Origin of the sequence: Microbaculum marinum (genome assembly GCF_037855135.1) — a bacterium.
GTDB lineage: Bacteria > Pseudomonadota > Alphaproteobacteria > Rhizobiales > Tepidamorphaceae > Microbaculum > Microbaculum marinum.
In genome coordinates this window covers 1-12,764 of sequence record NZ_JAZHOF010000006.1, presented here as the reverse complement: position 1 = coordinate 12,764, position 12,764 = coordinate 1, and the positions used below count along the sequence as shown (strand labels likewise).

Annotated in this window: 13 protein-coding genes; 8 read left to right on the top strand and 5 right to left on the bottom strand. The window is 65.5% G+C overall.

The window, feature by feature from the left end; genetic code table 11:
• Nucleotides 1-185: 185 nt before the first annotated feature.
• Nucleotides 186-1,715 (bottom strand): class I adenylate-forming enzyme family protein, encoded by a 1,530-nt coding sequence (locus tag V3328_RS14830; RefSeq protein WP_340330467.1) that lies wholly within the window; start codon nucleotides 1,713-1,715, stop codon nucleotides 186-188.
• A complete protein-coding gene (locus tag V3328_RS14825; RefSeq protein WP_340330466.1) occupies nucleotides 1,712-2,539 on the bottom strand; it encodes an enoyl-CoA hydratase/isomerase family protein in 828 nt (275 codons plus the stop codon). Before V3328_RS14825 ends, V3328_RS14830 begins: the two co-directional genes overlap by 4 nt.
• Before the next feature lie 443 nt (nucleotides 2,540-2,982).
• On the opposite strand from V3328_RS14825, the gene V3328_RS14820 reads away from it, so the two are divergent.
• The 4 genes from V3328_RS14820 to V3328_RS14805 all read left to right on the top strand — a co-directional run bounded on the left by V3328_RS14820 (nucleotide 2,983) and on the right by V3328_RS14805 (nucleotide 6,038).
• Complete coding sequence (locus V3328_RS14820; protein ID WP_340330465.1) at nucleotides 2,983-3,807, top strand: alpha/beta fold hydrolase; 825 nt, start codon at nucleotides 2,983-2,985, stop codon at nucleotides 3,805-3,807.
• Between the two features lie 152 nt (nucleotides 3,808-3,959).
• On the top strand, nucleotides 3,960-4,940 hold the full coding sequence (locus tag V3328_RS14815) for a CAP domain-containing protein (protein ID WP_340330464.1): 981 nt from the start codon (nucleotides 3,960-3,962) through the stop codon (nucleotides 4,938-4,940).
• Between the two features lie 123 nt (nucleotides 4,941-5,063).
• Nucleotides 5,064-5,414 (top strand): arsenate reductase, encoded by a 351-nt coding sequence (locus tag V3328_RS14810; protein WP_340330463.1) that lies wholly within the window; start codon nucleotides 5,064-5,066, stop codon nucleotides 5,412-5,414.
• Nucleotides 5,415-5,561: 147 nt separating this feature from the next.
• Nucleotides 5,562-6,038: a YybH family protein gene (locus V3328_RS14805; protein ID WP_340330462.1), complete on the top strand. Its 477-nt coding sequence runs from the start codon at nucleotides 5,562-5,564 to the stop codon at nucleotides 6,036-6,038.
• A 27-nt stretch (nucleotides 6,039-6,065) separates the two neighbouring features.
• Here V3328_RS14805 and V3328_RS14800 read toward each other — a convergent pair whose 3' ends face one another.
• Entirely contained in the window at nucleotides 6,066-6,545 is a 480-nt protein-coding gene (locus V3328_RS14800; RefSeq protein ID WP_340330461.1) for an I78 family peptidase inhibitor, read from the bottom strand.
• Nucleotides 6,546-6,759: 214 nt separating this feature from the next.
• Here V3328_RS14800 and V3328_RS14795 point away from each other — a divergent pair, with 214 nt between their 5' ends.
• The gene (locus V3328_RS14795; protein WP_340330460.1) at nucleotides 6,760-7,335 is read left to right on the top strand and encodes an NnrU family protein; all 576 of its coding nucleotides are present in this window, start codon (nucleotides 6,760-6,762) and stop codon (nucleotides 7,333-7,335) included.
• A 3-nt stretch (nucleotides 7,336-7,338) separates the two neighbouring features.
• Here the strand turns inward: V3328_RS14795 and V3328_RS14790 are convergent, their stop codons facing one another.
• Nucleotides 7,339-9,231, bottom strand: coding sequence for a thiamine pyrophosphate-binding protein (locus tag V3328_RS14790; RefSeq protein ID WP_340330459.1), 1,893 nt, complete (start codon nucleotides 9,229-9,231; stop codon nucleotides 7,339-7,341).
• A gap of 345 nt (nucleotides 9,232-9,576) precedes the next feature.
• Here V3328_RS14790 and V3328_RS14785 point away from each other — a divergent pair, with 345 nt between their 5' ends.
• Both V3328_RS14785 and V3328_RS14780 read left to right on the top strand, forming a co-directional pair.
• Nucleotides 9,577-9,825 carry a helix-turn-helix domain-containing protein gene (locus tag V3328_RS14785; RefSeq protein WP_340330458.1) on the top strand — a complete coding sequence of 83 codons (249 nt, stop codon included), beginning with the start codon at nucleotides 9,577-9,579 and terminating at the stop codon, nucleotides 9,823-9,825.
• Between the two features lie 125 nt (nucleotides 9,826-9,950).
• Nucleotides 9,951-11,153 (top strand): type II toxin-antitoxin system HipA family toxin, encoded by a 1,203-nt coding sequence (locus V3328_RS14780; protein WP_340330457.1) that lies wholly within the window; start codon nucleotides 9,951-9,953, stop codon nucleotides 11,151-11,153.
• Here V3328_RS14780 and V3328_RS14775 read toward each other — a convergent pair.
• The gene (locus tag V3328_RS14775; protein WP_340330456.1) at nucleotides 11,123-11,284 is read right to left on the bottom strand and encodes a hypothetical protein; all 162 of its coding nucleotides are present in this window, start codon (nucleotides 11,282-11,284) and stop codon (nucleotides 11,123-11,125) included. The two genes, V3328_RS14780 and V3328_RS14775, sit on opposite strands and share 31 nt — an antisense overlap.
• A 369-nt stretch (nucleotides 11,285-11,653) precedes the next feature.
• Between V3328_RS14775 and V3328_RS14770 the strand changes: the two genes are divergently transcribed.
• Nucleotides 11,654-12,764 (top strand): Hint domain-containing protein (locus V3328_RS14770; protein ID WP_340330455.1); only part of this gene is annotated, 1,111 nt, incomplete at its 3' end.

Sequence of the window (12,764 nt, the reverse complement as noted above, 5' to 3'; positions counted from 1 at the left end):
GCCGATGACCTCAGGTCCCGGGGGCAACGGGTCCGAAATCGCCGGTTGGCCGAGGCAGCGCAGGCATCACGATACTGACACAAGGCACGCGGCGGTTTCAATCATTGCTGAGACCCGCGCGAAACTGAAACGCATTTGCAGCAGGGGCGCGCGCCGCCTCGCCGCCGCCCGGTCAATCGGCCCGGTCAATCGTCGCTCAGTTCGCGCCGCAGCGCACCACGCTGGACCTTGCCGGTGGCATTGCGGATCAGCCGGTCCCGGACGACGAGCTTGCGCGGGATCTTGTATCGCGCGAGCCGGTCGAGGCAATGCGCGGCGACCTCCTCGAGCGAGGGCGGCGTCCGCGCGCCGCACGATATGACAGCGCAGACGATCTGGCCCCATTTCGGGTCGGGAAGCCCGACGACGGCAGCCTCCGCGATTGCGGGGTGGCTCTCGAGGACCTGCTCGACCTCCAGCGGATAGATGTTTTCGCCGCCGGAGATGATCAGCTCCGACTTGCGGTCGACGAGGAACAGATAACCGTCGTCGTCGCGGTAGCCGATGTCGCCGGTGCGGAACCAGCCGTCTTCGAAGGCCTCGCGCGTTGCCTCGGCGTTTCCCCAGTAGCCGGCGAAAATGTGTGGTGCCCGCACCTGGATCTCGCCCTGTTCGCCCGCTGTCGGCGGAACGCCGTCGTCGCGCTGCAGGCGGATCTCGGTGTGGAAGAAGGGCAGGCCGATGCTCCCGGGCCGTCGCGCCACGCTGTCGACGTCCATGCAGGCCGCCGGTCCGCAGGTCTCCGTCGCCCCGTAGCTCTGGATGACCGGAATTCCCAGTGCCATGCAGCGCTCGACGAGATCCGCCGGCAGCGGCGCGGCGCCCGACATGATCCACCTGACGCTGCGCAGTCGGTCCTTGGTCAGACTGTCGGCCGCCAGCAGGTCGGCGATCATCGTCGGCACCGCGAAGAAGTGATTGACCCCTTCCGCCGCGATCAGGTCCACGGCTTGTCCGGCGTTCCAGCCGGGGGGGATCACCAGGGTCGCGCCGACATGGACGCAATGGACGGTGAACGACAGGCCGCCGACGTGGAACATCGGCGCCGGCAGGAGATGCACGTCGCCGGATCGGAAATCCACAGTATGGCCGATCGTCAGCGACGCCCAGACGAGCTGCTGATGGGTGATCACCGCGCCCTTGGGACGGCCGGTCGTGCCCGAGGTGTAGACCAGCAGCAACGGATCCCCGGGAGCCGTGGCGTCAGGTGCGTCGAGCGGTGGCGTCGTCGCAAGGTGCTGCTCGACGCCGGCGACCGGCAGCGTCCGCAGCGAGCCGGTGTCGGCGGACAACGATCGGGCGACGTCGGCGAATTCCTCCTCGTGGATCAGGATCGTCGCACCGCAGTCGCCGACGATGTGACCGAGTTCGCTGCCGGTCAGCCGGTAGTTGAGCGCGCAGCAGATCGCGCCGATCCGGCCGATCGCGTAGAACAGCTCGCAGTATTCCAGGCCGTTGCGCAGGAGCAGCGCCACCCTGTCGCCCTTGCCGACGTCGCAGTCCCGAAGCACGGCGGCGGCTCTCGAAACCCTGTCCTCGAGTTCGGCGAACGTGACGCGGCGATCCCCCGATACGACCGCCGGTGCCGAGGGCGAACGCTTCGCCCGCCTCGCCAGCAGGCCGCCCGTCGTCAGCGTCGGCGGCATCGGCGCTGGCCGGACCGGGAGGGAGGTCACTGGCGTGTGCTCCGGAACGGCGTGTCCCTGGCCTCTATGAACGCCTTCATGCCCTGCGTTTTCAGGATGTCGAGCAATTTCCGCTGTTCGGGCAGGTCGGCGCCGATCATCAGGGTGTCGGCCAGCGCGTGCCGGTCGACCGCGTCGCCAAGCCCCATCAGGTCGTAGGCGGCGCGCAGGCTGCGCTTTTTCATTTCCAGCGCGGCTTTCGGAACGAGCGCCAGGCGCTCGCCGTAGGCCTGCGCGGCAGCGTCCAGGTCGGCGCCGGGCACCACCTTGTTGGCAAGACCGAGCCGCAGCATGGCGTCGGCATCCAGCGGGTCGCCAAGATAGTAGAACTCGTGGACCGCGCGCGCGCCGGTCAGATAGGGCATGATCAGGAACGGCGAGAGCGCGCCATGCCGGATCTCCGGTTCGGCGAGCTTGGCATGATCGGCGGCTATGACGATGTCGCAACTCATCGCGAGCGAGGCGCCGGACGCCACCGCGTGGCCGTTGATCGCCGCGATGACCGGCTGCGGCTGATGCCACACGTCCTTGAACAGGCCGACGTTCTGGCGGACCATCTTTTCCAGGTCGGCGAGCGAACTGTCCTCGATCGCCTCCATGTCCCAGCCGGTCGAGAAGGCGCGCTCGCCCTCACCGCGGATCACGACGGCACGAACCGTCTCGTCCCGGGCGAAATCGCCGAGGGCCGCGCGGATTTCCATGTCGGTCGTGGTCATTTGCAACGCGTTGAGGCGTTCGGGCCGGTTGATGACAATCCAGCCGACGCCATTGTCGACGCGGACGAGAATGTCCCGGTACGTTTTCGCGTTGCTCATCGGTCGTGCGGCCCTCTTTCCGGCTGGGTCGATGTTTCAATAATTACATATCATGTGCAAATGTGAAACGTCACGGCGAAAGGCGGGTTGCGCGGTATCGATCTGCGCACGCAGGGCGTGATACGCTCGATCCATCCTCGATCGAGGAGCATCTTTGCCGTGCTTCGCTTGTCCGTCCGCCGTGGAAAGAATCCGTGGGAGCTTGCCGCGGCGCCGTCGCCATCGGCGGCGCCCGGTTCGGGGCGGGCGGACACGGACGTCCGTGATACGAACTGCCGCCGGTGCCGGTTTTCCCACCCGGCTCCGGCGGGATCTTGCGACTGCATCAGATAAGTTGGTCTGCGGGGCATCCGGCCCGCACTAGTACCGCCATTTTGCCTTCCTCCAACATTGCGCCGGACTCCGTCGACGCGAGGAGCACCGGCCTGAAAGGGATCACGCAAATGCCGACTGTAACCACCAGCGACGGGGTCGAGATCTTCTACAAGGACTGGGGATCGGGCCAGCCGATCGTCTTCAGCCACGGCTGGCCGCTCTCGGCCGATGACTGGGACGCCCAGATGATGTTCTTTCGCAATCACGGCTTCCGCGTGATCGCCCATGACCGGCGCGGGCACGGCCGCTCCAGCCAGGTCGACGACGGCCACGACATGGATCACTACGCCGACGATCTCGCCGCGGTGACCGAGCACCTGGACCTGAAGGACGCCGTCCACGTCGGCCATTCCACGGGCGGCGGCGAGGTCGTGCGCTATATCGCCCGGCACGGCGAGGACCGGGTGGCGAAGGCTGCGATCATCGCCGCCGTGCCGCCGCTGATGGTCAGGACCGAGGCCAACCCCGGCGGCCTCCCCAAGGAGGTCTTCGACGGCTTCCAGCAGCAGGTCGCGACCAACCGGGCGCAGTTCTACCACGACGTCCCTGCCGGTCCGTTCTACGGCTACAATCGCGACGGCGCCGAAGCCTCCCAGGGCAACATCTTGAACTGGTGGCGCCAAGGCATGATGGGCAGCGCCAAGGCCCACTACGACGGCATCGTCGCCTTCTCGCAGACCGACTTCACCGAGGATCTGAAGAAGATCACCGTGCCGGTGCTGGTCATGCACGGCGACGACGACCAGATCGTCCCCTACGCCGATTCCGGCCCGCTGTCGGCCAAGCTGCTGCCGAACGGCACGCTGAAGACCTATGAAGGCTTCCCGCACGGCATGCCGACGACCCATTCCGACATCATCAACGCCGACCTGCTGGCCTTCATCAGGGGGTAGGATCGGCCGGACGGCCGTCGAACCGGCCCTCACCGGGGGAGGGCATACTCTCCTTCCGGCGCCGAGGTCGGACCAGCCGGTTGGCCATGATTGACCCGAAGGAGCCGGGACAGAATCCCGGCTCCCCTCCGTTCCGGAACGGACGCGGAAGCATGGCGTTGTTCCAACGTCACGATCGGATCGAGACGATGCCGCACGCCAACATACCCCTCCTCGCTGCATGCTGCCTGCTGGCCGGCCTGGCGCTGCCCGCGCACTCGCGCGTGCCCGACGGTCTGGAGGCTCTCAGGGACTACAGTCTGGAACTGGTAAACCGGGCGCGGCGCGACGCCGGACGCAGTCCTCTCGAACTTGGCGCGGAACTGGACAAGGCCGCACAGGCGCACGCCGACGACATGCTGGAGCGCGACTACTACAGTCATGCGAGTCCGGAAGGTGGGACGGTAATGGATCGCTACGTCGAGGGCGGCGGGTCGAAAGGTCGCCTCGTGGCGGAGAACATAGCGCTGTGCCGGAATTGTTCTGTGCAGGTGGACAGGCAGGGGGTCGAAGAGCTGCACAAGGGGTGGATGCAAAGCCCGGAGCATCGCGAGAACATTCTCGCCGAGGGCCTGAGCAAATACGGATTCGGCGTCGCGGTGGACGAAGACGGGAGACGCTACGGCGTCCAGACCTTCGCCGGTCCTGGAACGCCGCGGGGAGGAGACGGCGAAGCGATAGCCATCGGCGCGCAGGAGCAGTCCGAATTGATCGCGCGTCTGATAAGCGAGGCGCGCCGAGACTCTGGCCTTGGTCCGGTATCCGCCGACCTGAGCCTGGTCGATGCCGCCCGCAGAGTGGTTCCGGAAGGCGATCTGACCGAAGTTTCCCTGGACGAACTCAATCCCCTGAGGGACTCGCTGCCGGCCGATGCCGTGTGGCGTCGTCTCCAGATGATTGCCGGAAGCTGCGGTGGTTGCGGCGTGGAGGCGACCGACGCCGATGTGCGTTACTTTTTCGACCGCTGGAGCGAGTCGGGCAACTACCGTGATATCCTGCTCGACCCGGACCTCGGCCGGATCGGCATGACGGTGCAGCCCGACGGACGGGGGCGCAAGATTGCCGTCGCTGTCATGGCGGGCGGAGGAGCATGAGGGCGACCCAGCGTCGTCCTGAATTGCGGTTTCTCATGCCATGATCCGCAGGCGGCACGGCGCGACCGCGCCGGGCTCGCGATGCGGATCGACATGTGCGGCACCAGCCATTAGACGGACCCCATGCATCCCACCATCTACGGCATCCGCAACTGCGACACGATGAAGAAGGCCTTCGCCTGGCTCGACGGCCACGGCGTCGACTATCTCTTCCACGACTACAGGAAGCAGGGCGTCGCCCGCGGCGACCTCGAACGATGGTGCGCGTCCGCCGGCTGGGAAAAGGTCCTCAACCGCGCCGGAACGACCTTCCGCAAGCTCCCCGATGAGGCGAAGGCCGAACTGGACGAGGACAAGGCGATCGCGCTGATGCTGGACCAGCCGTCGATGATCAGGCGCCCGGTGCTCGAAACAGGCGGCACCATCGAGGTCGGCTTCAAGCCTGAGCGGTACGCGGAAATCTTCGGCGACTGAAGACCGCTACGGCCTGCCGATCACGCTCCAATACCCCCACGCCGTCAGCATCGGGGCGTCGCCATTTCCAGCATCGCCTGCGTCGGCTCTCCTAAAGCGCAGCGCCCCCTGATAAGGTGCCGACGGCTCCCGTCCCCAGGATCGCCGATGTTCTACACCACCCTGATGCGCGCGCTGGTCGTCGGCGCGATGTCCGCCCTGCATGTCCTCGCACCCGCCGCGCCGCGCGCGGAGGAGGCTGCCCGGGTCATCGAGCAGCGCCTCAGGCAGTGGACCGAGGATTTCAATGCCGGCCGGACCGAACGCCTGTGCGACCTGTTCGCGGTCGATCTGATCGCCAACTATCGCGGGCAGCCCGAGAAGAGCTTCAACTCGATCTGTTCGGCCCTGCAGCGCGACGTCGGCGGCGGAGCGCGCGCCTACCGCTACGATCTGGACATCGACGAGGTCATCGTCTCCGGCGACCTGGCCGTTGTCCGCCTGGTCTGGCACCTGACGGTCACCGACCGTGAGACCGGCACCACGGTTGCATCCTCTGACCGCGGCATCGACGTCTTCCGGCGTCAGCCCGACGGCCAGTGGCGGATCGCCCGCTATCTCGCCTACGAGATCGAAGACGAGTGACGCCTGCTCGCCGCCCGGCTGCAGCGCCTACCAGCAGCTCACCGACGTGATGACGTTGCTGTCGTCGACGTTGATGTTGAGCCGCCCGTACTTGAACTCCTGGGTGACGGCCAGGCCCGGGCGCAGGACGCGAACGCTCGTGGCGCCCGACTCCGCCTTGGCCCTCTGGACCGTTTCGTCGGTGGCCGCGATGCCGATGGCCCACTGGATCGGATCGGTGCTGCAGGACTGCTGGGGATCGACGGGCTGTTCGCGCGTCTGGGGTCTGGTCTTTCCCGATCCCTTCGAAGAGCTCGATACGCCGGACTGGTTCGACGCCGATTTCCTGGAGTCCGCTTGGCCGGACCCCGCCTGGCCAGACCCCGACTGGCCTGACCCCGCCTGCTTCGATCCGGTCTGTGCCGCGCCGGACAGGTCGGCGTCCGCCTGACCCGATTCGCTGCCGTTGCAGGCGCCGGCAAACAGCGCCGTGGCGATCAGTCCGATGGAAAGTCCAAGGTATTTCATCTTCAAGTCCCGTTCTGCCGGTTGGCCCCCGGTCGATGGCCCGCGTCGCGGGGCCCGCTCGAGTCCCCAATTTGGACGCGGAGATGGGATGTGACAACAGCGGCCCTCGACGGCCGCGCTGCGATTTGCGATGTGGAACGCGTCGCAACCCTATAGGTTCGCGGCGATCGGTGATTTCGTCGGTCTGATTGCTCTCGTCCCCCGGAGGCAGCAGATGCTCATACTGATTGTCGGCCTTGTCGTGTTTCTCCTTCCACATTCGATCCGCATCGTGGCGCCGGGATGGCGCGACGCGATGATCGCGCGCCGGGGGGAGGGGCCGTGGAAGGGCATCTACTCGCTGGTCTCGCTGATCGGTCTTGTCCTGATCGTGTGGGGATACGGGCTCGCACGGCAGGATCCCGTCGTCCTTTACGCGCCGCCCGTCTGGATGCGCCACATCGCGCTGGTGCTGATGATGCCGGTCTTCGTGTTCCTCGCCGCCGCCTATATTCCAGGGCGAATCAAGGCGACGCTCAAGCATCCGATGCTGGTGGCGGTGAAGCTGTGGGCGGTCGCGCACCTGCTCGCCAACGGCACGCTCGCCGACGTCCTGCTGTTCGGCTCGTTGCTCGCCTGGGCCGTCATCGACCGGATCTCGGTGAAGCGCCGGCCGGTTGCGGAGCCGGTACCCGCGGCCGCGCCCCCGGCGGCCAACGACGTCATCGCGCTGGTGGTCGGGGCGACGCTCTATGTCGTCTTCCTGCTGTTCCTCCACCGGTGGCTGTTCGGCGTGTCGCCGCTCGGCTGACCGTCAGTTGCGGATCCTCCGCTGCCCGAATGTGGGCTGCGCCTCGGGGATCGGCGGCATCTGCCAGGTGCCGGTCAGCGGCACCGTCGTGTCGCGGTTGATCACCACGTCGAGCACCGTCGGCCTGTTGGACTGGATCGCCTCCTTGTAGGCGTCGCCGAACTGGTCGGGGTGGGTGATGCGGATGCCGCGCGCGCCCATCGCCTCGGCCATCCTGGCGAAGTCCGGGTTCCAGAACTCGCCGGTCTGCTCGTTGACGAAGCTCGTGCCGATCTCGCGGCTGTCCAGGTAGAAGCGCTGCAGGTCGCGGATGCAGCCGATGGCGTAGTTGTTCTGCACCACCCAGACGGCCGGCAGGTTGTGCTCGACGGCGGTGGCGACCGCGTGCGGCGTCATCATGAAGCCGCCGTCGCCGCAGATCGTCACGCAGGGCGAGTGCGGCCGCGCCAGCCGCGCGCCCAGCACGCCGCAGACGCCGAACCCCATCGCCGCGAAGCCGCCCGCCGTCATGTGCGTGCCCGGCGTCTTCGGCAGCCAGTACTGCTCGGACCAGACCTGGCAGTTGCCGACGTCGTCGACCATCACGGTGTCGGCCGGCGAGATCCTGTTGATGTCCGCCATCATCCGGCGCGGATCGATCGGCACGTCGGTGTTGGTGGCGTAGGGATCGACGAAATTGTGCCACTCGTTGCGCCATGCCTCGATCTCGCGGTGCCACGACGAGTTGTAGGACAGCTTGCGGTTCTTCGCCCGGGCGATCCGCCCGAGCTGGCCGAGGAAACTCTTGGCGTCGGCGACGATGCCCATCTCGACCGGATAGTTGCGGCCGATCTCCTCCATATCGATGTCGACCTGGATCAGCTTGGTCGGCGGGATGTTGTAGACGTAGCCCTTCTTCCAGGAGCCGGTGTGCAGGTCGTTGAAGCGGGCGCCGATCGCCAGGATCACGTCGGCGTTGCGGACCGCCTCGTTGGCCGGATACTCGCCCCAGCAGCCGGCGACGCCGAGATAGAGCTTGTCGTTCGCCGCCATCACCCCCTTGCCCATGAAACTCGAGTAGACGGGCACGTTGGTGTAGTCGGCGAGCGCCTTCAGCTCTTCGTAGGCGCCTGCGACCCGCACGCCGCCGCCGGCCAGGATCAGCGGCCGCTGGGCCCGCACCAGCATGTCGAGCGCCTTTTCCGCGGTATCGTCGGAGGCCGTCGACCGCCAGTTGGTCGGATGCCTGGCCGGGTCCGGCACCTCGACGGCGGCGGACTCGATGTAGAGGTTGTAGGGCATGTCGAGATGCACCGGCCCCGGCCGGCCGCTGCGCATCAGGTTGAAGGCGTCCGGCATGATCTTGACCAGGTCCTCGACCTTGTTGGCGCGGAACGACTTCTTCACGATCGGCGTGAAGATCGACGACATCGTGCCCTGGTAGCGGTAGTCGTCCTGCAGCGCGCCGGAGGACAGCTGCGTCGTCGGCACGTTGCCGGTGATCAGCATGAAGGCCGAGCAGTCGTAGAAGGCGTTGGCGACCGCGATCATCATGTTCATCGGACCCGGCCCGGTCGAGGCGTAGATCGCCAGCGGCTCGCGGTTGAGCCGGTAGTAGACGTCGGCCATGAAGCCTGCGGCCTGCTCGACGCGCGGCGAGATGTGACGGATCTTGTCAGTGCGGTCGTAGATCGCGTCGAGCAGTCCGATCGCGCCGTGGCCGGCATAGCCGAGCAGGAACGGCACCTTCTCCTTGATCAGGTACTCGGCGATGATCTCGTTGCCGCGCAGCTCGTTGGTCTGCCGGAACGACTGTGTCGACCCGATCGTCGGCGGCGCGGCCGGCTTCGGGCCGGTCGTCTGGAAGATCCGGTCGTAGGACCGCGTCTGGTAACTGCTCGAGCCGTAGTCGGCCATGGCGCCCTCCCCAGGGTGTTGGCGCGACGACCGCTTCTGTTCCCGGACCGCTTCTGAACGGCGGTGGCGTCGTCTGCGGGACGCCCTGACTCCGGCGGACCGAATACGGACGCCGCCTGTTGTGTGGCGATTCTGCCGCAAAGTCAGATCCGGCACAATCGCACGTCTGGGTGGTGGGCGGCGGGAAGGATCTGGAATGGCCAGATCTGATTCCTTTCGGTGCTTCGCACTTCAGTTTATGGGCTGCATCCCATATGTTCAGTTTATAGGCTTCATCCTATAATGTGTCTTTATAGGGTATATCCCATATTGACACTTTATAGGGCAGAGCCTATAACTCCTTTCATGGACCTTGCTCGCAACCCACGCCAACTCGGAAGCATCATCCGCCGCGCCCGTAAGAGGCTGGGCTGGAACCAGTCGCAGCTGGGCGCGAAGGCCGGGGTCGGGCAGGACACGATTTCCCTTCTCGAAACCGGCAACTCGTCCGCCAACCTGCAGACGATATTCGCAGTCCTGGCTGCTCTCGATCTGGAGATCAGGATCGCGCCGCGTTCCAAGGGTACCGCGGCCGACATCGAGAAGCTGTTCTGATGCCCCGCCGCAGGCTCCATGCGCCGCTGCGGGTCCTTCTCAACAATGTCCTCGTCGGACGGTTGCTCAAGGAGCCAAGCGGTGCGATCGCCTTTCGCTACGACGAGAATTGGCTCTAAAGGGACGTGGGGCTGCCGGTTTCGCTGTCGCTGCCACTGCGCGAGACACCATACAAGGGAGCGGCGGTCGCCGCGGTTTTCGAGAATCTGCTGCCGGATTCCCAGGCGCTCAGGCGCCGCGTTGCCGAACGGGTTGGCGCGCAGGGAACGGACGCCTACAGCCTGCTGGCCGCGATCGGGCACGACTGCGTCGGTGCGCTGCAGTTCGTCACCGCCGACGATGAGGCCCCCGACACGATCGGCACCATACGAGGCGAGCCCGTCGATGATGCAGAGATTGAAGGCCTGCTGCGAGGGCTCGAAGAGGCGCCGCTGGGTCTGTCACGCGACGACGACTTCCGCATATCCATCGCGGGTGCACAGGAAAAGACAGCCCTGCTGTTACAAGAGGGGAAATGGCTGAAGCCGCACGGCACGACGCCGACGACGCATATTTTGAAGAAGCAGATCGGCCGGCTGCCCAACGGCATCGACCTCTCCGACAGCGTCGAGAACGAATACTACTGCCTGTCGCTGCTCAGGGCGTTCGGGCTGCCTGTCAACGCCGCGCAGATCGAGACATTCGGCGACACCAAGGCCCTCGTGATCGAGCGCTTCGATCGCCTGCGGACCGCCGGCGGACGTTTGCTGCGCCTGCCGCAGGAGGACTGCTGTCAGGCACTGTCGGTTCCGCCGACGCTCAAGTACCAGAATGAGGGAGGGCCTGGGATGGCGGCCATCCTCGACCTGCTGAAGGGCAGCGACGAGCCGGCAACCGATCAGAAAACCTTCCTCAAGGCGCAACTGATCTTCTGGCTGATCGGCGCCACTGACGGCCACGCCAAGAACTTCAGCATCTTTCTGGGGCCGGGCGGTTCCTTTCGCGTGACGCCGCTCTATGATGTTCTTACCGCCCAGCCGAGCCTGGATACGTACCAGATCTCGCACCGCCAGATGCGCCTTGCGATGTCCGCCGGGAGCAAGGGGCACTACCGCATCGACGAAGTCCATCCCCGCCACTTCGTCCAGACGGGGGTGTCGGCAGGGATGTCGAAACTGCTCGTCGCCGAAGTGCTGAGGGAAGTGGACGAACAGGTCGAGACGGCGTTGGCTCGTGTGGAAGCCGACCTGCCGCCAGGCTTTCCCGAACAGATCCACGCGTCGGTAAAGGCAGCGGTCGAAATCCGCCGCCGCGGCATTCAGGGGGGAGCCGTGAATTGGTCGGCATAGCCGAGCACGAACGCCCCGGCGTTCCGTGCCGCGATCGCTCCGGCCGCCTTCGCCGCCGCCTTGCAGAGCTTGTCGAGAATGCGGTCCACCGCCTTCAGTTCATCGGCGTCCAGGCAGGCGATCCTGCGCATTTCTCCCTGACTGACGTGACGGGCGAGGCCCGGCGCATCCGGGCGGACGATCCTCGCCTGACCTTCGGTTTCCACGCCGCCGAAAGCGACGGCAAGGACATGCTGAGATGGACGACGGGCCGCGCCCGGGGGCCTTGCCGCGCGAGCGGCGTTCGGCCATCCGGATGCCCGTGGGTGGCGAAGCAACAATTTCGACTTGTTTATCGGCGGGCTTGATAGGTAGGATTGGAATAGTATTCCCTTCAAGAGGAATTTCGGCCTTCGTTATGCGATGTTCTCCATAATTGATGGGTCGAGTGGTGTGTATTGGTGTATTTGACTTTGAATATCCTACTTTTGTGTCGTGTTGAACGGTGCGAAGGAAACGATATGCCTCAACAGTTCGGGTATGCTTTTATTCTCAGGCCAACAGGAGTGGTCGGGTCCTTAGCGGCGCAAACAGTTACGATTACAGATATTAGCGATGGTGCGGATGATAACCTAACTATTCTTGGTGACATTTCCGAGGACGAATTCACATCGAACAAATTCTTGCAAGGCTTCACGTTCTTGGGCGTTGCCACGATAGACGACCACAAGATTATTGTCGGCGAAGTATCCGGTGGTGGTCTTATCGGCTTCACCGACACCAATCTCGCTACGGGCACTCCCTTTACTTACGATAGCAATGCCAGCTACCAATTCGTCTGCTTTGCTGCCGGCACGCTGATCGGTACGCCTGGCGGAGACGTTCCTGTGGAAGAGCTGTCCGAGGGCGACATCGTGGTGACGGCCTCCGGCGAGGAACGCGCCATTCGCTGGACCGGTACCCGGACCGTCGACTGCCGCAAGACGACAAATCCCCGCCAGGCCTGGCCCGTTCGGGTCTCGGCGCATGCCTTCGGCCACGGCCTGCCGGAGCGGGAGCTGTGGCTCTCTGCGGCGCATGCGGTGCAGGTGAGCGCCAATCGGGGTGTGGGGGAGGACGTGCTCGTGCCGATCGGCGCGCTGGTCAACGGCGCGACGATCACGCAGGTCCCCGTCGAAACCATCGACTACCACCACATCGAGTTGGATTCCCACGACGTCGTCATGGCAAACGGACTGCCGGCGGAGAGCTATCTCGACTGCGGCAACCGGGCCTTCTTCCTCGGCGCCGACGTCGCCCCCGAGTTCGAGCGCGAGAGCGTCGATCCTGCGACCCTGCCGTTCTGCCTGCCCTTCGTCACCGGCGGCGAGGTCGTCGAGGAGATCAGGGCGCAATTGGACGCCCGGGCGCGGCGGCTCGGGTGGTCGGCCGAAGAGATCGAACACGACATCGCGATCGAGGTCGGCGGCTTCCGGGTGGTGCCCCAGGACGCCGGCGGCAGGCTGCAATTCACCCTTCCCTCCGACGCAGGAGACGCGTGGCTCGTGTCCTCGTCCTGGGTCCCTGTGTGTTTTGGATGTGCGATGGTGTGTGCGGGCGGGAGATCGTTGGGTCCCTGGTCTGAGAGACCGT

Bases quoted from the DNA above. Each gene is read 5' to 3' on its own strand.
- V3328_RS14825 (WP_340330466.1), bottom strand. From the start codon at position 2,539: ATGAGCAACGCGAAAACGTACCGGGACATTCTCGTCCGCGTCGACAAT.
- V3328_RS14805 (WP_340330462.1), top strand. From the start codon at position 5,562: ATGTTCTACACCACCCTGATGCGCGCGCTGGTCGTCGGCGCGATGTCC.
- V3328_RS14775 (WP_340330456.1), bottom strand. From the start codon at position 11,284: ATGCGCAGGATCGCCTGCCTGGACGCCGATGAACTGAAGGCGGTGGAC.
- V3328_RS14810 (WP_340330463.1), top strand. From the start codon at position 5,064: ATGCATCCCACCATCTACGGCATCCGCAACTGCGACACGATGAAGAAG.
- V3328_RS14820 (WP_340330465.1), top strand. From the start codon at position 2,983: ATGCCGACTGTAACCACCAGCGACGGGGTCGAGATCTTCTACAAGGAC.
- V3328_RS14790 (WP_340330459.1), bottom strand. From the start codon at position 9,231: ATGGCCGACTACGGCTCGAGCAGTTACCAGACGCGGTCCTACGACCGG.
- V3328_RS14785 (WP_340330458.1), top strand. From the start codon at position 9,577: ATGGACCTTGCTCGCAACCCACGCCAACTCGGAAGCATCATCCGCCGC.
- V3328_RS14795 (WP_340330460.1), top strand. From the start codon at position 6,760: ATGCTCATACTGATTGTCGGCCTTGTCGTGTTTCTCCTTCCACATTCG.
- V3328_RS14800 (WP_340330461.1), bottom strand. From the start codon at position 6,545: ATGAAATACCTTGGACTTTCCATCGGACTGATCGCCACGGCGCTGTTT.
- V3328_RS14815 (WP_340330464.1), top strand. From the start codon at position 3,960: ATGGCGTTGTTCCAACGTCACGATCGGATCGAGACGATGCCGCACGCC.